General features: G+C 72.1%; 13 protein-coding genes. 7 read left to right on the top strand and 6 right to left on the bottom strand.

Annotated elements, in window-relative coordinates; translation table 11 throughout:
* The first annotated feature begins 347 nt into the window (after positions 1 to 347).
* From ACZ4TO_RS16910 to ACZ4TO_RS16895, 4 genes are all read left to right on the top strand, one after another.
* Positions 348 to 686, top strand: a complete 339-nt coding sequence (locus ACZ4TO_RS16910; RefSeq protein WP_468024549.1) for a TraR/DksA family transcriptional regulator — start codon at positions 348 to 350, stop codon at positions 684 to 686.
* A 34-nt stretch (positions 687 to 720) separates the two neighbouring features.
* Positions 721 to 1,089: a TraR/DksA family transcriptional regulator gene (locus ACZ4TO_RS16905; protein ID WP_468024548.1), complete on the top strand. Its 369-nt coding sequence runs from the start codon at positions 721 to 723 to the stop codon at positions 1,087 to 1,089.
* The gene (locus ACZ4TO_RS16900; RefSeq protein ID WP_468024547.1) at positions 1,086 to 1,904 is read left to right on the top strand and encodes a hypothetical protein; all 819 of its coding nucleotides are present in this window, start codon (positions 1,086 to 1,088) and stop codon (positions 1,902 to 1,904) included. Before ACZ4TO_RS16905 ends, ACZ4TO_RS16900 begins: the two co-directional genes overlap by 4 nt.
* A gap of 119 nt (positions 1,905 to 2,023) precedes the next feature.
* Positions 2,024 to 2,644: an Rv1733c family protein gene (locus tag ACZ4TO_RS16895; RefSeq protein WP_468024546.1), complete on the top strand. Its 621-nt coding sequence runs from the start codon at positions 2,024 to 2,026 to the stop codon at positions 2,642 to 2,644.
* A gap of 23 nt (positions 2,645 to 2,667) precedes the next feature.
* On the opposite strand, the gene ACZ4TO_RS16890 is transcribed toward ACZ4TO_RS16895, so the two are convergent.
* Entirely contained in the window at positions 2,668 to 5,025 is a 2,358-nt protein-coding gene (locus ACZ4TO_RS16890; RefSeq protein WP_468024545.1) for an FUSC family protein, read from the bottom strand.
* Positions 5,026 to 5,609: 584 nt separating this feature from the next.
* On the opposite strand from ACZ4TO_RS16890, the gene ACZ4TO_RS16885 reads away from it, so the two are divergent.
* Positions 5,610 to 7,775, top strand: a complete 2,166-nt coding sequence (locus ACZ4TO_RS16885) for an ATP-binding SpoIIE family protein phosphatase (protein WP_468024544.1) — start codon at positions 5,610 to 5,612, stop codon at positions 7,773 to 7,775.
* 170 nt (positions 7,776 to 7,945) lie between these two features.
* On the opposite strand, the gene ACZ4TO_RS16880 is transcribed toward ACZ4TO_RS16885, so the two are convergent.
* The gene (locus ACZ4TO_RS16880) at positions 7,946 to 9,130 is read right to left on the bottom strand and encodes a type III polyketide synthase (RefSeq protein ID WP_468024543.1); all 1,185 of its coding nucleotides are present in this window, start codon (positions 9,128 to 9,130) and stop codon (positions 7,946 to 7,948) included.
* Between the two features lie 1,885 nt (positions 9,131 to 11,015).
* Here ACZ4TO_RS16880 and ACZ4TO_RS16875 point away from each other — a divergent pair.
* Positions 11,016 to 12,401 carry an MFS transporter gene (locus ACZ4TO_RS16875; protein WP_468024542.1) on the top strand — a complete coding sequence of 462 codons (1,386 nt, stop codon included), beginning with the start codon at positions 11,016 to 11,018 and terminating at the stop codon, positions 12,399 to 12,401.
* Between the two features lie 48 nt (positions 12,402 to 12,449).
* Here the strand turns inward: ACZ4TO_RS16875 and ACZ4TO_RS16870 are convergent, their stop codons facing one another.
* The 4 genes from ACZ4TO_RS16870 to lnt form a co-directional block, all read right to left on the bottom strand.
* A complete protein-coding gene (locus tag ACZ4TO_RS16870) occupies positions 12,450 to 14,375 on the bottom strand; it encodes a helix-turn-helix domain-containing protein (protein ID WP_468024541.1) in 1,926 nt (641 codons plus the stop codon).
* Positions 14,376 to 14,719: 344 nt separating this feature from the next.
* A complete protein-coding gene (locus ACZ4TO_RS16865) occupies positions 14,720 to 15,520 on the bottom strand; it encodes a 3-hydroxybutyrate dehydrogenase (protein WP_382786559.1) in 801 nt (266 codons plus the stop codon).
* A 60-nt stretch (positions 15,521 to 15,580) separates the two neighbouring features.
* Positions 15,581 to 16,054 (bottom strand): NUDIX hydrolase, encoded by a 474-nt coding sequence (locus tag ACZ4TO_RS16860; RefSeq protein WP_382786562.1) that lies wholly within the window; start codon positions 16,052 to 16,054, stop codon positions 15,581 to 15,583.
* A 261-nt stretch (positions 16,055 to 16,315) separates the two neighbouring features.
* The gene (lnt, locus tag ACZ4TO_RS16855; protein ID WP_468024540.1) at positions 16,316 to 17,929 is read right to left on the bottom strand and encodes an apolipoprotein N-acyltransferase; all 1,614 of its coding nucleotides are present in this window, start codon (positions 17,927 to 17,929) and stop codon (positions 16,316 to 16,318) included.
* Between the two features lie 260 nt (positions 17,930 to 18,189).
* On the opposite strand from lnt, the gene ACZ4TO_RS16850 reads away from it, so the two are divergent.
* Positions 18,190 to 19,248, top strand: coding sequence for an O-antigen ligase family protein (locus ACZ4TO_RS16850; protein ID WP_468024539.1), 1,059 nt, complete (start codon positions 18,190 to 18,192; stop codon positions 19,246 to 19,248).
* The last annotated feature ends 132 nt before the right edge of the window (positions 19,249 to 19,380 follow it).

Below are 19,380 nucleotides of genomic sequence, written 5' to 3'. Positions count from 1 at the left end.
CACGCGCGGCCCGAGGACGAGCCGGCGGCACCGGTCCTGACCGGCCCACTTCCAGGCTGCCCGCTTCCCGGGCCCACCGTCGATGGGCTCCAATGCCCATTTCCTGGATCAGTGCCGCCCGCGTCTCCTGGAACGATCCCGCTCGCGCCGCGATGGACCACGAGGGGCCGTGAGGGGCCGCGATGGGCTCCCGGACAGGCCGGAGATGGGTATCGCGCCCGATGGTTTCCGGGTGGCTTTGCGACGACGGTGAAGGCATGAACCACAACCGCCCTCCCCCGCTCCCGACATCCCCGACGATCCCCCGCCCGGCGCGAGCCGCCTCCCCGTCGCAGGAAGGAACCACCATGTCACTCGATACGCCCCAGGCCGGAACCCGCCGTGAGCGGCTGACGGCGCACGAGGCCCTGCAGCGCCTCGAATACGAACGTTCGTCCCGCCTCGTGGAGCTGAGTGCCATGGGCGAGGTCACGGGCGACGTCACGCAGGGCGGGCAGGAACACGCGATGGCAGCGCGGAAAGAGACCATCAAGCGCGTCCTCACCGAGGTCGAGGCCGCCTTCGCCCGCGTCAAGGACGGCAGCTACGGCGTCTGCCGGAAATGCTCCGAAGCGATCCCGGTCGAGCGTCTGGAAATCCTGCCCCACACGGCGTACTGCGTCCCGTGCCAGCGTAGCGCCGGCTGACAACCGCCCGCCCGCACTGCCCGGGGGTGAATGGGTGAACCACCAGATCATCGACGACCGCGATACGACCCTGTCGCCCGAGGACTTCGCCGTGCTGCGCGAGGACCTGCGCGAGCAGCTCCTGTTCCGCCGGGAGCAACTGCAGCAGCTCTCGGACGCCGCGAACGGCGCCGACGCGTTCCTCGACCGGCGGACGGCCGGCCAGATGGAGGTCCGCGTCAAGCTCGCGGCCTCCGCCGCCATGGTCCTCACCGACGTCGAAGCCGCCCTCGTACGGATGGACCTGGGTCACTACGGCATCTGCCACCTGTGCCGCAGGCCCATGGCCCGCGAACAACTGATGATCGTGCCGCAGGCGCGCTACTGCGGCCGGTGCCAACACGTCCGGGAGGCCAGGCCGTGACGCTTCCACCGGGGCCCGGCCCCGCGCCCGCCCGGAACCGCACGTGGTCCCGGGGCCGGCCGTACACCGGCATCGCCCTGGACCTGGGCAGCGCCCGCACACGCGCCTGGATGTCCGGGCGCCGCATGATCCTCGACGTACCCACGGTGACCTTCCCCGGCGCCGGAGCCACCTACCCCATCCAGCGCGGCACCATCGTCGACGCGCCCGGAACCGCCCGGATGCTGAACCGGCTGCTCGGCCATCGTCTGCCCCGTTTCGGGCGTCCCCTGCTCATCCTGACCACACCCGTACTGGGCGGAATCGCGTATCGGGCCCAGGCCCGCACCGCGGTCGAGATCCTGCGCCCGCGTGCGGTCCTGACCGTCCCGACCGCGCGCGCCGTGGCCGTCGCCGCCGACGCGGACCCGACCTGTCCCCTGCTCGTGGTGGACATGGGCGCGCACCTCACCGAGGTCACGCTGCTCGCCGACGGCGCGGTGACCGACGCGCGCCACACCGCCCTGGGCACCAGCGACCTGGACAGCCGCACCCCGCCCGCGAGGATCACCGAGGCGGTCGTCGCCATGGTGACGACCATGCTGGAGCAGGACCACACCTCGGCGACGTTCGAGGCCCTGCACCGGGGCGCCCTTCTCGCGGGTGGGGGCGCGCTGCGGCCCGACATCACGGATCGGCTCGCCGACCGGCTGCGCGCGCCGGTCCAGCCCGTCCCCGCACCGCACACGGCGGCGGTCCGCGGCGCCGCGAAACTCCTTCAGGCCGCCCAGGCCCATCCCTCCGTCCACGCCATCACGGACGCGCACCGCTCCTAGCGCACCCCCTTTCCAGCCCCCGTCCCCGCAGGCAACCCAGACCATTCCCAGCCCCACCCCCACCCCCGTCCCCGCAAGATCCGGTGAGGCCGCCACGCCCCCACGGAAGGAGCGACGTCGTGGCCCGCGCGACGCCCCCGTCACACCCTCCCGAAGAGCTCCCACGCGTCCTGTGGTGGCGCTGGCGGCGCAATCCCCTGCGCCGGCGCACCGATCTCGCACAGGCGTGGGTCGCCGTCGGCCTGCTGCTGGCCGTCCTCGTCGGCATCCCCGCCGCCATGTTCGTCGTCGGCGACGCCTCCTACCGCCACCACAGGGAGTCCGCACGGCATCAGGCCGCCACCCGATACGGCACCACCGCCGTACTGGTCCACGACGCCCCGCGGCACCCGGAGCCGGGATCGGACGAGGCGAAGGAGGCGCTCTACCCCGTCACCGTCCGCTTCACCGACGCCCAAGGGCACGTCCGCACCGCCAAGGCCGACGTCGAACCGGCGCTCAGCAGGGGCAGCACCGTCCGCGTCTGGGTCGACACCGAAGGAAGGATCACCGGCCCGCCCCTGACCCCGGAACAGGTCCGTGACCGCACCATGGCCTGCGGCGTCCTCGCCGGTCTCGCCGTCCCCGCCCTCGGCGCCGGCGCGTACGGCTGCGTCGTCCGCGGGCTGGCGCGGCACAACCTCGCCCGGTGGGACACGGCCTGGGCCGACACCGCTCCCCGGTGGACCGCCTCCCGCTGAGCCTTCACCCGGCGAAAGCCGGTTCAGCGCGTCCGGTTCGCGTGGGGGCGCCCGGAGGGCCGGAACAGGCCCAGGCGGGCGTTGTGCTCGCGTTGCCGCTCGGCCACGGCACGGGCCGGCTTCAGCACGAGCCGCTGCAGCCGCCGCGCTGCCTCGAGGTGATCGGCGGTCCACACGACCCGGATGGCGGCCGGTGACTGCTCGATGTTCTCGTCGACGAGATCACGCTCGACCGCGTGGATCAGCCGTTCGTCGGCCCCGACATCCCTGGGCTGTGCCTCGGGCACGTCACCGAACCCGGTCATGGCGTTCGCCGTGGCCTCGTACCAGGCGACCAGCGCGTCCCCCGAGCGATCGATCTCCGAGCGGGCGGCGGTACGGTCGGCGCCCGGCTGCCCCCGGTCCCGCTCCCACAGGTCGAGTACGGAGTCGGCGGTGAGCCGGAGCACGGCGACGGCCGTCACCAGAGTGGTGATGTCGGTCAGCGGAAGGTGCTTGGTGCCGCGTTCCGCGAGGAACCCCCGGAAGGCGTCGTCGAGCCGCCGGGCCGCCGCCGCGGCACGGTAGCGCTCCTCCTCCGGGAGCGGAGCGGTCCGTACGAGGCCGTCGCAGCGGGTCACTCCGTAGCCGATGGCGCCGCGCAGATACCGGGTGCTCTCCGCGAACCCCTCCGCGAGGGCGTGCCCGAGGAGGGGCGCCGCGCCGCGGGGCCAGAACAGCGTTCCCACGACGACGCTGACGGCGCATCCGATCGCGACGTCCTCGATCCGCACGATCCCCACGCTCCAGCCGACGGGTTCGAGGAGGTTGAACAGGATCAGGATCGACACCGTGAAGCCGGCCTGGCCCGCGGCGAAGGAGATGGTCGCCGGGGCGAGGCCGGTGAAGAGCACCGCGATGGGGAGCAGGATCCAGAGGAACGGAGTGTTCGATCCGATCAGGTAGATCAGTCCACCGCCGATGATGATGCCGACCGCGGTACCGGCGATCGCCCGCAGCGAGTTCTGCCCGGTCAGCACGGCGCTGGAGCGCAGGACGGCCAGCGTTCCGAAGACCACCCAGAAGCTGTGCTGCACACCCGACCGCTCCGCGACCAGCACGGCGAGAGCCAGGGCGATCGCGCCGCGGACGCTGTTGCGCAGCCACACCGAGTGGCGCTCGGTGTGCGCACCGGCCCGTTCCTGGGCCGAGGCCAGCGTCGAGGCGGCGCCTTCGGGGCGTCGTCCGATGAGCCGCTGCCACAGGGTGCGCCCACGCGCCGCGAGGATCAGCTCGACGTTCCTGGCGATCGCGGAGACCGCGAAGCTCATCTCCTGGGCGCGGAAGCTCGGTTCCAGCGAGCTCACGAAGCGTGTGGCGGTCGCGCCGGACCGGGCTTCGGCCCGCGGCTTCCCGGCCTGGCCGCCATCGGTGGTGACCGGCCGGAAGGAGGTGACCGTGTTCTCCATCGCCGACCGCGTCACGGCCAGACGTTCCTGCAACGGTGTCAGGTGTCCGGGCTCCTGGTCGTCCGTCGCGGACAACGCCTCCGCGCTCGCCCGCAGCAGATCCGCGGCGGCCGTCTTCACCCCGCAGACGACCGCGTCCGAGGGGGTCGCCTTCTCGCCCACGGACACGCGGTCCAGGATCGTGGCGAGCAGCAGCACCTCGTCGACCAGACGGATCAGGACGCGGGTGGACGTGGAGAGACCGGTCGGCCGGTAGGGGGTGGCGAAGTACGCCTCGCGCAGCGCCGTCACCGCGTCCTTCGCCTCGCCCACGATCGTGCCGAGCGCCGAGCGGTCCGCCGTGCCGAACCCGCGCAGGACGCAGTCCGCCTCGGCCCTGAGCTGCACGGCGAGCGCCCGGCACGCGTCGGCGGTGGCGTTCCGCAGCGGCTCCCGCACGGGAGTGGGCCACAGCAGCCTGACGGCCACGAGCGAGGTCACGCCGGCCAGACCCCAGCCCGCGAGCCGGTCCGGGATCGCCTGCGCGGTCCCGGGGAGGGTGGCGGCCAGCACGAAACTCACGAGCAGGGAGGTGGAGGCACCCGCCAGGGCCGAGCTGACCACGCCGGAGAACAGCACGAGGAAGCTGACGACCGCCGTGGCGAGGGTGCACAGCCATACCTCGCGGGAGACCAGCGTGCCGAGGGAGATCAGCACCGCTCCCGTCACGACGAGTGCGGCCTGTTGGACGAGCCGGTCGCGCATGGGCCCACCGAACTCCACGAACAGCAGCATCGCGATCGATCCGAACGCCGCGAAGAGCGGGACGACCGGACTGTCCGTGACCGCGAGCGCGACGGCGAAGAGCCCAGGAGCGACGATCGCGGCTCTGACCGACCTGCGGAGCGCGGTCAGCCCCGCGTCGCGCCGAAGCAGGGACCGCAGGACGTTCACAGCAGACGCCTCCCAGACACATCAGGTCTCTCGCACGTCACGTCACTCTGACAGCTCGCCCTGTGAAGACCCGTCAGGCTCCGGCCCCGGGAGGGTCACGCGACCGTGGTTCCGCCGCGAAGCAGCGTCCCTCGCGGAGAGGAGGCTGCACCTCAAGCGCGCAACTCGGCGGCGAGGCCGTCGTCGTCGCGCAGATGGAGGGTCTCGTCACGCTGTGTGACGGGGCACCCTGATTCAAGAAGCCAAGCCGACCGGAAGCGCGGTAACGCGCTCGAGGGTGGTCTGATCATGCTGCTCCTGTGCGCGTCTCTCCGGCGAACCCGGACCGGCCGTCGCCGTCGGGGCCGGCGCCCGGTGGTCCTGCGGCGGTCGTCGCACCCTGGCGGGCGATGCCCCCGGCAGGTCAGCACGGCCTCACCGGCCGCGCCCTTCCGGCAGGGGCAGCGTTCTCCGCGCGATCCGCTGGTGTGGGCGAAGCGAGCCCCGGTGGTATTCAATGAGGTGTGCGACCCGGGAGCTCGGTGCCCCGACGCATGGGTCCGAGAACAGCCCCGGCGCTGCGCCGGGGATTGCGAGAGAGCCGCATGGACTCCACACCCTCCCCATCGTCCTCTTCGCCGTTCGACATGGTCAGCAGTGCCCTCGGGCGCTACATCCCGCGCGGCGGAGCGCCTGCGGCGGCCGGTCCCGCGCAGGCGCGGGGCGACCGCGCCACCCGCCAACGCGTACCCGACAACTCGGCGGCCGACCGTCAGGATCAGATTCTCGGCGTGGTCAACCTGGACAGGGATCTGAGAATCACCCGATGCAATCTGGACGCCCCCGTCTTCGCGGGTCTGGACGCCGTGGCGGGGAGTCCTTTCGCCGATCTCCTGCCCGCCGGGGACGTACCGACGGTCACACGGCGGTTGCGGCAGGTCCTGGAGATCGGTGAGGCACACGTCGCCCGGATCCAGCGCCTGCGGCGCTCCGACGGGTCGGAGCTGGTGGTCTCGCTGAGCATCCTGCCCGCCGCGCCGCCTCAGGAGGGCTTGACCGTCTCCGTGATCGCCATGGCCAGGAGGCTGCACCTGTACGCCGCCGAGACCGCGATCGGCACCTCGCTGGACATCGGGGAGACCGCGCAGTCGCTGGCGGAGTCCCTGCTGGCTTGGGGAGAGGTGGCCGCCGTCGACCTCGATTTCGCCGTCTGGACGGGCGAGGGAGTCACCGAGCACGCGCGGGGGCGCATCCGGCTACGGCGGGCAGCCCTGGTGCCGGACCGGGCGTGGCCCGAGGGTTACGTGACTCCGGGCGGCGATCTTCCGAGCGACGCGAGTCGCCTGCTGGCTCAGGCGGTGCGGCGGGACGATGCCCCGCAGCCCATCGTCATACCCGACCGGAAGGCGGTCGAGCGGCTGCTCGGCAGTCAGCGAGTCATCCGTGCCCTGGTGCCCGGTGACCGGTCGGCGAGTGTGGCGTGCGTACCGCTGGTGCTGGACGGCACGCCACCCGTCGTGCTGGGGCTGGCGGAGGTCTGGCGGCGGGCCGGCCGCCCCTTCCGCGACAGCGAGTTGTTCGACCTGCAGGAACTGGTGGCCAGGACCGCCCATCACGTCGACCTCGCCCGTCAACACCAGCGTGAGCACACGCAGGTGCTGGCGTTGCAGCGCCGGCTGTTGCCGCGGACCGGCGGCCACACGATGGAGATCGCCAGCGTCTACCAGCCCGCCACCCCCGACAGCGCGGGCGTCGGCGGCGACTGGGTGAACAGCTTTCCGTTGCCGGACGGCCGTACCGCGCTGGTGGTCGGTGACGTCGTCGGGCACGGCCTCGGAGCCGCGGCAACCATGGGCCAGCTGAGCATGGAGGCCCGCGCGCTGCTGTCCGCGGGGCTGGCACCCGACGAGGTGCTGGAGCACCTGGACGAGACCGTGACGCTGCTGGACGACGCGGAGTCCGGGCTGGCGGCCGGCTACAGCGCCCTCGGCTCCACCTGCTGCATCGCCCTCTACGACCCGGTCGGCCACCACGTGACGCTCTCCAGCGCGGGCCACCTCCCTCCGGTCCTGGTGCTTCCGAACGGAGACGCAAGCCCGCTCGCGGTGCACCCTCACCCCGGCCTGGGCGCCGAGTTCGCGCTGCGGGAGCCCTTCAAGGTGCACACGTTCGGTGTGCCGCCGGGCTCCCTGCTCGCCCTCTACACCGACGGCCTGGTAGAGGATCCGGCCCTGTCGATCGACGAGGGCATCAGCAGGCTGGCGGATGCCGTTTCCACGGTGCACCCCTGGGATCCCCTGGACCAGGCCGCACGGCACGTCGTCTCCGCGCTGGCGCCCGTGCGCCGGCGCGACGACGTGACCCTGCTGCTCGCGCGCATGATCGGCCACCGCAAAGGGGACACCGCGACCTGGCGGCTACCCGCCCGCGACGACGCGCCCGCCCGTGCCCGCGCGCACGTCTCCGCACTGCTGCGCCGGTGGCACATCAGGAGCGACACCCAGGACGACGTGGCGCTGCTGGTCAGCGAGCTGGTCACGAACGCGGTGCGCTTTGCCACCGGACCCATCACGATACGACTGATCAGGGCGGGTGGTCACGGCCTGTTGTGCGAGGTGGGCGACAACGGCAACGGCAGGCCGCGCCTGAGCCGTGGCGGCCTCCTCGACGACGGCGGGCGTGGCCTGCACATCGTGCACCGGCTGACCACCCGGTGGGGGGTGCGGTGGACGGACACCGGCAAGGTGGTCTGGGCGGATGTCGCGAGATGACGCGGCTGCGGAGCGGGGCGCCGCCGGGCGTGCGCGAGCGCGGCGAGGGCAGGGGCGGCGTGCCGCGTCAGCCGGCGCCACCGACGGTCCGCAAGACGCCGTCAGCGGTACCGATGGCGTGACCGGTGATGCTGGCGACCGTCCGCCGCTGCGGGTGGCGCGGGCTCGCGCTACAGCCACTCCCCTTCCAGGGCGGTGGCGGTGAGGCCCGGTGCCGCCGCGTACAGGACGGCGCGACTGCCCGACTTCTGTCCGGCGTCGTGCGCCCGCCTCAGGATGTCGAACACGGCGGCGCCTCCACGGTTGCCGCTGGCGTAGCTGTCCCGGCTGTGGTCCAGCAGCCCGGACGGCCACGCGTCGGGCATCGTCTGCTCCATGTACTCCAGCACCCGGGTCCCGCCGGGGTGCGCGAGCAGCACGTCGGGGTGCCAGGAGTCGGGGTCGTCCTGGTATCGGACGCGCAGCCACTCCCACATCGCGGTGACCGTCTCCTGTACGGCGCGCGGGCCGCGCCGGTCCATCACGAAGTGGGTACCGTCCGCCCGTGTTTCCAGGCGGTGCAGGTCTTGGGTGTCGGGCACGGTGTGGTGCCAGGCCGCGTCCAGCCGCAGGACCGACTCGCGCCTCGGGCGGCCCGTGACCACCGCGGCGACCGCGGTGTCCGCGAACAGCAACCGGACGATCAGGGACTCGAGGGTGTCGTCCGCGGGCTGGTAGGTCGTGCTCAGCGCCTCCGCGATCACGACCAGGACCACCCGATCGGGGTCCGCGGCCACGAGATCGGCCGCCAGGGCCAGGGAGCGGGTCCCCGCGACACAGGCCCACTGCGTGGCCGGCAGCAGCATCACGTCGTCGCGGAGCGCAAGCTTGTTGGCCAGGGCGACGTCCAGACCGGGCAGCGCCGGGGTGGTGGAGTGACTGGTGATCAGGCAGTCGATGTCCGTGGCGTCCAGCCCGGCGATCTGCAGGGCCCCGCGCGCCGCACGCTCCCCGTAGGACTGCACGGCCTCCCAGGCCGGCGCGGTGCGCTCCTGGACGGTCTGCGGCGCGGGTATCGCCTCCAGGGCGGCGATCACGCGGTCCACGTCCTGCTGGGTGAACCCGTCGCGCGCCAGGGCCTCTTGGGCGGTCCCGATGCCGACAGCCTGCAGGCCGCTGCCGTCGCCGGGCGCGACGACGGTCTCCAGCGGCAGCATCCACCCGCGGGTCTCGATGCCCGTACTGGCCGCGATGCCGTCGATCCGCGGCGCCCACGCCGCATGCGGGTGCCGGTCGCGCACCTCCGCCACGATCTGACGGGTCTCCACGGCGTGCTCGCCGTGTATCACGGCAGGAGGGCAGACGTAAGCGGCCATGAGGGGCACCTTTCCAGGGAGAACAAGGAGGAACGTCACGAGGGCTGCGGCATGGGCCGCTTCGGAGGTTCGCGCCCATGCCGACGGGCTCCACTTCGGGAGTCGCTGTCCAGGTCGAGCATGGACACAAAAGGGGCATTACCGCTGTGACCAAGACAACTCGGGTGACCCTTGGGGCGCGTGATGCGGCACACACCGCCGAAGCGGAGGGCCCTCGGAGCGATTCCACAGGTCTCGGCTGACTCCACGTCAGCCGGGGAGGTCACCCGGTCCGGGCACGCATCATCGGCGGGTCAGGGTCGGCGCCCACGGGGTTCGCCGACATTCCCCGGGCCGGCCCGCAGATCTCCGAAGTCGCCGTCCACGACAGTGGGGTCACGCTCACGACCAGTTCGCGACCCGTCAAGCCGTCGACCGACAGCGCCGCTCGGATGTCACGCCAAGCCCCAAAAGTGACGCCCCCATGGACCGTCCGCCGTGGGGACGCCGGTTCCGCGCCCACTTGACCTGCGCGACGGTGGGCGCGACCGAGGCAGCTCAGCCCAGCAGCCAAGCGCTGCCGGCCGGTAAGGCGTTCGGTGAGCCGGTAGTTCGCTGCCGATCAGGCGGATGCCTAACTCGTGGAAGAGGCGCTGATGCTGCCGGAAGGACTGGCGGAAGGACTGACGGAGGAACTGGCGGAGGGCCGCGCGGAAGGGGTTGCCGTCTGCGAGGGCGAGTTGGGACGGCGGCCGCTGGATGCTCGGGGGGTCGGCTTCGCCTTCACCGGTGGCGGCGCACTGGTGGTAGCGGGCGGCCGAGAGACCGGTGCCGTGCTGCGAGTCGCCGTTGGCAGAGGACGCCCGATCCCGTCACCGTTTCGGTCCCGGACGCCCCTTCGGGCCGGGTGCGTGCTCACACGCTCTGGTGAAGCCTGTGAATCGGGAACGCGAACCCCGGGCCCGTCGGGGGACGGCTGTTCCGGTATCGAGGCTGCTCGCGGGGCCGTCGGCTGGGGAAGCACCGATGCCGTGGCCAGGCCTCCGAGGAGGGTGAAGGCGATTGCGGCAAGAGACCGGACGGCGTACTTCTTCAGCCGCACCGGACGATCGTGCCGGTCAGCCGACGGATCTCGCGAGGCAGTCGGTGACCCGGGAAGGAGCGATCCGGAGAAGTTCGGTCCCCGACCCGAGCGGATCTCCGGGATCACGGTCTCGAGGGTCGGAGCACCGCCCCTCCGATCACTCACCTGTGCCATGCCGGGGTCGTGTGCCCCACACTCCGGGCAGGTGACAGCGCCGTTGAGCGTGCGGTTGCACGGGATGCAGTAGTCCATGAAGCGACCGTCCTCAGTCCTTGAGTTGACGGGAGCAAAGGTGCGCCCGACCCGGGCAGCAGTCAGCGGCAGGGAGACGCCTCTTGGTTTGTTTCGGACCGATCTTTGACATGTACGAACCTCACTTACCGGTCTATAGGTGGTTCACCGGTTACTGGGTTCAACGGGGCGCGTCGAGTCAGCGCTCACCCGCGGGCTGAACAGTGGGGTAAGTAACTCCGCTGGAAGGGACGTTGAGGTCCGGGACGGCACGACACCCTCGGCGTACGAGCCGGACGGTTGCGGCTCGATCCGGGCCGAGTGCTGCTCGCCTCCCACGGCTCGACGCCCCTTGGTCGCCATTTCTTCGCTCCTGCGACGTCCTGGGGCAGGACGGTCAGGCCAAGGAGAGCCCCGCGGGCCGCGGCAACCGCACGGCGACCACGGCCACTCGTCCGCGAACCGGCATGGTGGCCGCACGCATAGGCACCCCTCGAACTATGTTGTCCCACCACATGTGCGCCTGAACTGGCTGTTCCTACGGTGTGCCGACACGTACCCGTCCCCACCGCACACGAGGAAGTGGCGCACATGGCCTCCGCAGCATCCGCTCCCCCGACATCCGCCCATCTGAAGCGCATCGTCGCCGCCAGTCTCATCGGCACCACCATCGAGTGGTACGACTTCTTCCTCTACGGCTCGGCCGCCGCCCTGGTCTTCAACAAGCTGTTCTTCCCCGACTCCGACCCGCTCGTCGGCACGCTGCTGTCCTTCCTCACCTACGCGGTCGGGTTCGCGGCCCGGCCGCTCGGCGCGCTCGTGTTCGGGCATTTCGGTGACCGGCTCGGCCGCAAGCGGCTGCTGGTGCTGAGTCTGCTGCTGATGGGCGGGGCGACGTTCGCGATCGGTCTGCTGCCCACGCACGCGACCGTCGGCGCGGCGGCTCCCGTCCTGCTCACCACGCTGCGTCTGGTGCAGGGCTTCGCGCTGGGCGGCGAATGGGGCGGCGCGGTCCTGCTGGTGTCCGAGCACGGTGACGCCAAGCGACGGGGGTTCTGGGCGTCATGGCCGCAGACCGGCGCTCCGGCCGGTCAGCTCCTGGCGACCGGTGTCCTGTCTCTGCTGACCGCCACGCAGTCGGACAGCACCTTCCTCTCCTGGGGCTGGCGCGTGCCGTTCCTCCTCTCCGGGGTTCTGGTCGTCGTCGGTTTGTGGATTCGTCTGTCTGTCGATGAATCGCCCGTGTTCAAGGAGGCGCTGGCGCGGTCCGAGGCCCGCAAGTCCGCCGGAACGGACGAGGTGGAGAAGCTTCCGCTGGTCTCCGTCCTGCGCCACCACTGGCGTGACGTGCTCGTCGCGATGGGCGCCCGCATGGCCGAGAACATCAGCTACTACGTGATCACCGCCTTCATCCTCGTGTACGCCACCACCTCGGCCGGCGTCTCCAAGCAGACCGCGCTCAACGCCGTTCTCATCGCCTCGGCCGTGCACTTCGCCGTCATCCCGGCCTGGGGCGCCCTCTCCGACCGCATCGGCCGCCGCCCCGTCTATCTGCTCGGCGCCGCGGGTGTCGGCCTCTGGATGTTCCCGTTCTTCTCGCTCATCGACACCGGCGGCTTCGCGAACCTGATCCTCGCCGTCACCGTCGGCCTGGTCCTGCACGGCGCCATGTACGCGCCCCAGGCCGCCTTCTTCTCCGAGATGTTCGCGACCCGGATGCGGTATTCGGGTGCCTCCATCGGGGCTCAGTTCGCCTCCGTCGCGGCGGGCGCGCCCGCGCCTCTCATCGCGACGGCCCTGCTCGACTCCTACGGCAATTCCACTCCCATCTCCCTGTATGTGATCGGGGCGGTGGTCCTGACCCTGATCGCCGTGGGTCTCGCCAAGGAGACCCGCGACCGCGACCTGTCCGCCGTCGACGCCGTGCCCGACGACCGGCCGGCCCCGGTCGCGCAGGCGGACGCCCACACGGTCTGACCCCGTCCCGCGGTTCCTGATCCCCGTACGCGATGGCGTGTGCGGGGATCAGTGCGGTCCGTCCGCCGACAACCGGTGCAGTCTCAGGGCGAGTTGGATCTCCAATATGCGGGCCGGAGTCTGCCAGTCGTCCCCGAGCAGGCGCCCCACCCGCTCCAGCCGCTGCGCCACCGTGTTCACATGGACATGCAGGGCGTCCTTCGTGCGGGCCGGGCTCATCCCGCTGGCGAAGTACGCGTCGAGGGTGCGCAGCAAGTCGGTCCCGCGCCGTTCGTCGTAGTCCACGACTCCGCCGATCGTCCGTGCGACGAAGCCGGAGATGTCCCTGTCCCCGGCGAGCAGCAGTCCGAGGAAGCCGAAGTCCTCTGCTGCCGCGCCGTCCCCGGTCCGGCCGAGCAGGCGCAGCGCTTCCAGGCAGCGCTGCCCCTCTGTGTAGGCCGCGGCCACCGCCTCGGGGTGCGCGGCCAGTCGGTCGAAGGGCGCGGAGGCACCCACGGTCACGGCCTCCTGAACGGCGGTGCCCAGTTCCTTGGCCGTGCGGCGGGCCATCGTCGTCGCCGTGTCGCCGGATCCGAGCGGGAGCAGCAGGACGGTGCCTCCGTCACGGGCGGCGGCCAGTCCGTGGCGGGTGGCGGCGAGATGGGACGCGGCCGACCACAGCCGTCTGCGCGCGCCCGCCTCCTGGCCGGCGTCCGCGGCCACGACGTCGAGCCGGGCCGCGAGCACCACATGGGGTCCGTCGAGATCGGCGTGGAGCCGCGTCGCCCTCGCCCGCAGCAGGCCCGGATCGCGGTCCCGGCCGTCCAGCAGGTCGTCCAGCAGCTCGCCGCGCACCCGCTGCTCGGCCTCGGAGGCCGAGCGTCTGGCGAGCAGGAGCAGTGAGGTGACCATCGCGGCGCGCTCCAGGGTGCGCTGGTCGACGGGGTCGAGGCCCGGATGCCCGCGCAGCACCAGCGCGCCGAGCAGTTCGCCTCCCGCGGCCACCGCGGCGACCCAGTCGTCGCCGTGCCGCACCGCGTGACCGTCGGCGCGGGCCGCTTCCACGGCCACCGGAGGTGTTCCGCCGGGCTCCGTGAACTCGACGGTGCCGTCCAGGACTTCGGACACCGCGGCGGCGACGTCGTGGACTCCCCCGCCGCGCAGCACGAGTTCGGCGAGCCGGTCGTGGACGTCCGAGGCGCGTTCGATGACCGCGCTGCGGTCCTGGATGATCTCGTTGGCCCGGCCCAGGCGGTCCAGGGCGGAGCGCGCCTCCGTGAGCGCGTTGGCCGTGTCGATGGCTGCCGCGGCCAGGGCCGCGAAGGAGCCGAGCAGGGCGATCTGCTCGCGCTCGAAGACCCGGGTCCTGCGGTCCGCGGCGAACAGCACGCCGATGACCTGGGGCCCGATCATCAGGGGCACGCCGAGGATCGCGACGAGCCCCTCGTCCTGCACGCCCGCGTCGATGGTCCGGGTGTGCTGGAAGCGCTCGTCCTTGAAGTAGTCGTCGGTCACGTACGGGCGGGCGGTCTGCGCGACGAGTCCGCCCAGTCCCTCGCCCATGCCGAGCCGCAACTGCTGGAAGCGCGCGGCGACCGAGCCCTCGGTCACACGCATGTAGGTGTCGCCCCTGGTCGCGTCGTTCAGGCTGAGATACGCGATGTCCGTGCCCAGCAGGGACCGGGCCCGCTGCACGATGGCGCGCAGGACGGCGTCGAGGTCCCGCAGGCCGGCGAGGTCGTGCGCGGTCTCGAAGAGCGCGGAGAGCTCGGCCTCGCGGCGGCGCCGTCCTTCTATCTCCGTGCGCACGCGCAGCGCGAGCAGCTTGGCCCGTTCGAGCGCGGCGACGCGCCCGTCGGGCAGGCCCTCGGCGCGGGCGAGCAGCACCGGCTGCTCGTAGGCGTCGGCGGTCGCTCCTCGGGCCAGGAGTTCCAGGAACGGCGCTTCCGCGCTGTCGGCGGAGCGCTCGGCTGATGGCAGGTGATCGCTGGACATGGCAACAGGATCGCGCATATGCGGTTCGGCGCCTCCGCCCTGTGGACAACCACCCGCGAAGCGGCGCCTCCGCCCTGTGGACAAGTCTCCGCAGGCAGAACCTCAGGCTCGTGGACAAGTCTCCGCGGCAGCACGTCAGGCTCGTGGACAAGTCTTCGCAGGGCAGTACCCAGCCTCGTGGACGACCCTCCGCAGGCAGCTCCTCGCCCTGGTGGGCCCATCCGTGGGGCAGTTCCTCGGCCTGGTGGAGCATCCGCGGGGGCAGCTCTTCGCCCTGCTGGAGGGCTCGTCCCCGGCCCGGATGCGGCAGGATCCGCAAGGGAAGGAGGAGGCCGGGCTCCGGCTCAGTGCGCTGTCCATCCCCCGTCCAGCGCCAGCGACGTCCCGGTCATGAAGGCCGCCTGCGGTCCGCAGAGGTAGGCCACCGCCTCCGCGACCTCCTCGGGCTCGATGAGCCGCTTGACCGCGCTGTCCCTCAGCAGGACCTCGGTCAGGACGCGCTCACGGGGGATGCCGTGCGTGCGCGCCTGATCGGCCAGTTGTTTCTCGACGAGTGCGGTGCGCACATAGGCGGGGTTCACGCAGTTCGAGGTGACTCCGTGGGGCGCGCCTTCCAGGGCCGCGGTCTTCGAGAGCCCTTCGAGTCCGTGTTTCGCGGCGACGTACGCCGATTTGAACGCCGAGGCGCGCAGTCCGTGGACCGAGGACACGTTGACGATGCGGCCCCAGCCCTGTCCGTACATGTGCGGCAGGGCGCCGCGGATGAGGCGGAACGGCGCTTCCAGCATCACGGTCAGCACCGTGTGGAAGACGTCGGGCGGGAATTCCTCGATGGGGCTGACCAGTTGCAGCCCGGCGTTGTTCACGAGGACGTCGGTGCCGGCCGCGGCCTGTTCCGCCGCGTCGAGGTCGGTGAGGTCGAGGACGTGCGGCTCGACCGTGCCGGCCAGGCCGTGTGTCCGCTCGGCAAGGGTCTCCAGACCTTCGGCGTCCCGGTCGACCGCTCTCACCTTGGCGCCGGCGGCGGCGAGCCGCAGCGCGCAGGCGCGGCCGATGCCGCTCGCGGCTCCGGTGACGAGGGCGGTACGTCCGCCGAGGTCGAGGGGGAAGGCGTGGGGGCCCGGGAGGGCGCTGGGCGCGGTCATGCCTCGACCCTAGGCAGCGCCCAGACCCCGTCCGATGTGGTCAACGCACACACTTCACCCTCAGGTCATGGGCTCGAACCATGTGGGTTCGTCGAGCAGCGCCTGCTTGATCCGGACGAGCGCGTAGTCATCCAGTTTCGGCAGCGCGTCCACGGCGAACCAGCCGACCTGGAGCGACTCGTCGTCGTTGACGCGGGCCTCACCGCCGACGGCACGGCAGCGGAGCGTGGTGTCCATGAACTGGCAGACGTCGCCGTTGGGGAAGGTCACCTGTCCCCCGGCCTGGATCATCACGACGCGTTCGACCTCGACGTGGACGGCCGTCTCCTCGTACACCTCGCGCACCGCGCAGGCGGCGGGCTGCTCGCCCGGCTCGGGGATGCCGGAGATCAGCGCCCACTTGTGGCTGTCCGAGCGCTGGCCGAGCAGGATCCTGCCCTCGTCGTCGAAGACCACGACGCTGACGCCGGGGAGCCAGAGGAGCTGGTGGCCGGCGAAGGCCCGGATCTCGCGGATGAAGTCGGGAGTAGGCATGGCCCGACCCTATCCGCGCGACTCCGACGCCCCGCACGCAGGCGCCGACAGGTGCCACCGACGCCGACCGACGGGTGCCGCCGACGCCGACCGACGGGTGCCGCCGACGCCGACCGACGGGTGCCGCCGACGCCGACCGACGGGTATCGCCCCCCGGCCTGCCCATGCCCCCGACGCCCCCCGTCATGATCGGCGGGACGTCTCCCCAGGGCGTGTCCGCGGAATCTCCCCTGCGCGGCGCCCGGCCACGCCGGGTGCGTCCTAGACGCCGCTGTCGCGCCGCGAGCGGACAGCCGTCGTGGCGGACCAGCCGAGGCCGCCCGCCGCGACGAGCACCAGCAGGATCTCGGGGACGATGCCGAGCTGGGTGGCCGGGGTCTCGGAGGAGCGCAGCGGAACCTTCTGGACCAGGGAGTCCGCGACGAACATCCCGGTCTTCTGGGTGATCTTCCCGTCGGGCATGATCACGGCGCTGACACCGCTCGTCACGGGCACCGTGACCGTGCGGCTGTGCTCGACGGCGCGGACGCGGGACATGGCGAGCTGCTGGTAGGTCATCTCGCTGCGGTCGAAGGTCGCGTTGTTGCTGGGCACGGAGATGATCTGCGCGCCGTCGGTGACGGTGCTGCGCACGGCCCAGTCGAACGCCGCCTCGTAGCAGGTGACGAGCCCGACGCCGGTGCCGTTCATCTTGAAGACGCCCGGCTTCGAGCCACGGCTGAAGTCCTGGCGGACCATGCTGGTCCAGTTCTTGTTGATGGCGTTGAGCAGCGGACGCAGCGGGAGGTACTCGCCGAACGGCTGGACCTGCCGCTTGTCGTAGGTGTCCACGGGCCCCTTCTCCGGGTCCCACAGGATCTGCTCGTTGTAGAGCTTGCCGTTCCGCTCGACGACCGCGCCGACGGAGACGGGGGCGCCGATCGCCTTGGCCGCCTGGTCGATCACGATGCTCGCGTCGGAGTTGGCGAAGGGGTCGATGTCGGAGGAGTTCTCCGGCCACAGCACCAGGTCGGGCTTGGCGACCTTGCCCGCCTTGACCTCGGCGGCCAGACGCTCGGTCTCGCGCACGTGGTGGTCGAGGACGGCACGCCGCTGGGCGTTGAAGTCGAGTCCCGCGCGCGGGACGTTGCCCTGGATGACCGCGACCGTCGCGGTGCCGTCCTCGGCCTTGTCGCTGACGAGCGTCCGCGCGGCGAGCGCACCGACGACGGGGACGGCGACGCTGAGCAGGGCCACGACGGCCGCGCCGCGGCGCAGGACACCGCCGCCACGCCGTTCGACGGCGAGACGGACGATCTCGTAGAGCCCGAAGCCGCACAGCACGACGCCGAAGCCGAGGACCGGGGTGCCACCGAGCGCGGCGAGCGGCAGGAAGACACCGTCGGCCTGTCCGAACGCGATCTTCCCCCAGGGGAAGCCGCCGAAGGGCGCACGCGCGCGTGCCGCCTCACCGGCGATCCAGAGGGCGGCCGCCCACAGCGGCCACCCGGGCAGCCGGGAGACGAAGGTGATCCCCGCGCCGACCAGGGCGACGTAGACGGCCTCCACGGCGACGAGCGCGAGCCAGGGACCCGAGCCGACCTCGACGCCGGTCCAGACCAGCAGCGGGAGCAGGAATCCGAGGCCGAAGAGATAGCCGAGGCCGAGTCCGGCCTTCCAGGAGCGACCGCGCAGGACCCAGCCGAAGACCGCGAAGGCCGGCAGCGCGAGCCACCACAGGGTCCGTGGCGGGAAGCTGACGTACAGCAGCACTCCGGAGAGCGCCGCGACGGCGGCCGGAACGAGGCGACGGACCAGGTGGGACCCGCGCGAGGCGGGCACGGCCTGGGGTTCGAGCTGTTCCGGCTCGTCTACGGTGGTTGCGGTGGCGGTCACTCGGGGAGTGTACGGCGCCTGACCTGGGCGCGGACAGCTCGGCCGGTCGGGTCCCGGTGGGCGGTACACCCCTTGACAGGTCGCCGCGTACGGATGGACGGGTCGCCTCGTACGGGCCTGCCGCAACGTTCCTGCACAACGGTCCCCAAACCTGCACATCACCCGTTACGGTGTGGCCGAGCCTCTGACGTGCGGCCTGATGCGGTGACGGCGCCCGGGGCGAGCACAGTCGGGGGGCGACGGGGGTGGGTTCCGCGGGGATGACGTCCACGGCCGAAGAGGTGGCCACGGGCGAAAGACGCAGTGCGTCGGACGTCGTCGGCATGGTCGTGCTCGTGGCCTGCGCCGCCTGGTCGCTGATCACGGCGGCCGCGCACGAGGGCCGGCCCGAGGGCGTGCTGCTCGCGGTGCTCGCCGTGACGGCGGGCTACGCCGCGGGGCGGATCTCCGGGGCGCTCCTGCCGGTGGCCGCCCCCTGCGCCGCTGCGGCGGCCGGACTCGGCCTCGCGATCGCCACGCCCGGCCCGCAGATCAGTCTTCAGCTCGGTCACACCGGTGCCACGGCCGCCCTGCTCACCCTCTCCTGCGGCGCCGCGTGCTGCGCGGCCTGGGCCGCGCGCACCTTCGCCCTGCGGCTGGCGCTGCGTCTGGCGGCCGCCGGGACCGCCGTGACGGCGGCACTCCTCGGATCCACCACCGGCCTCGTCACCTGCACCGGTGTCCTGCTCTGTTCGCTCGCCACCGCCCGGGTCCACCGCCGGGCGCTCGGTCTCTCGGGATTCGCGGCGGCCACGGCCCTGGTGACCGGGGCGACCTGGGCGATCGGCGAGGACGCGCTGCCGGGCGGACTGACCGCCTCCCTGGAGGGGCAGCTCACCGAGCACCGCATCCTGCTCTGGCACGACGCCCTGCGCATGGCCCGTGCCGAGCCCGGGCTGGGGGTCGGCCCAGGCCGCTACGAAGCGCTCAGTCCCACGGTCGCCCAGTCCCTGCTGCCCGACGGCAAACCCCACTCCGCGCCCCTGCAGCAGGCCGCCGAGCAGGGGCTGACCGGAGTGGTCCTGCTCGCGGCGGCGTTCTGCTGGGTCCTGTACGCGCTTCTGCGCTCGCCGCGCACGACGCCGATCGTGCTGACGGCGGGGGCGGCCCTGACGGCGGTGGCCGCGATCGCCTCGATCGGCAACGCGCTGAGCTTCATGACGGTGACCGCGGGCGCGGGACTGCTGGCCGGGTTCGCCACCGCGCGGCCGCTCGCCCCGGCAGCGCCGGACGGCGTGCCGGGCGGGGCCGGCCGTCCCGACGGTCACGCGGGAACGTGACCGACCCCTCGGGCCTGCACCCTGACGGTCACCCCGATACGTACATGATCTCCGGGTCGAGCACTCCAGAGGTCAGCCGTACGCATACGTATGTGCGCCCCGGGCGTGCACTCTGGCGGTCACTCCGATACG

The organism is Streptomyces sp. NPDC028298 (assembly GCF_055565895.1).
Note: the sequence above shows the minus strand (reverse complement) of the source record. Positions and strands in the feature narration are given on the sequence as shown.

What these genes read in the sequence shown, in the direction of transcription:
- ACZ4TO_RS16910 (WP_468024549.1), top strand. Translation starts at nt 348, where the DNA reads ATGTCACTCGATACGCCCCAGGCCGGAACCCGCCGTGAGCGGCTGACG.
- ACZ4TO_RS16885 (WP_468024544.1), top strand. Translation starts at nt 5,610, where the DNA reads ATGGACTCCACACCCTCCCCATCGTCCTCTTCGCCGTTCGACATGGTC.
- ACZ4TO_RS16880 (WP_468024543.1), bottom strand. Translation starts at nt 9,130, where the DNA reads ATGGCCGCTTACGTCTGCCCTCCTGCCGTGATACACGGCGAGCACGCC.
- ACZ4TO_RS16875 (WP_468024542.1), top strand. Translation starts at nt 11,016, where the DNA reads ATGGCCTCCGCAGCATCCGCTCCCCCGACATCCGCCCATCTGAAGCGC.
- ACZ4TO_RS16870 (WP_468024541.1), bottom strand. Translation starts at nt 14,375, where the DNA reads ATGTCCAGCGATCACCTGCCATCAGCCGAGCGCTCCGCCGACAGCGCG.
- ACZ4TO_RS16865 (WP_382786559.1), bottom strand. Translation starts at nt 15,520, where the DNA reads ATGACCGCGCCCAGCGCCCTCCCGGGCCCCCACGCCTTCCCCCTCGAC.
- ACZ4TO_RS16860 (WP_382786562.1), bottom strand. Translation starts at nt 16,054, where the DNA reads ATGCCTACTCCCGACTTCATCCGCGAGATCCGGGCCTTCGCCGGCCAC.
- ACZ4TO_RS16850 (WP_468024539.1), top strand. Translation starts at nt 18,190, where the DNA reads ATGACGTCCACGGCCGAAGAGGTGGCCACGGGCGAAAGACGCAGTGCG.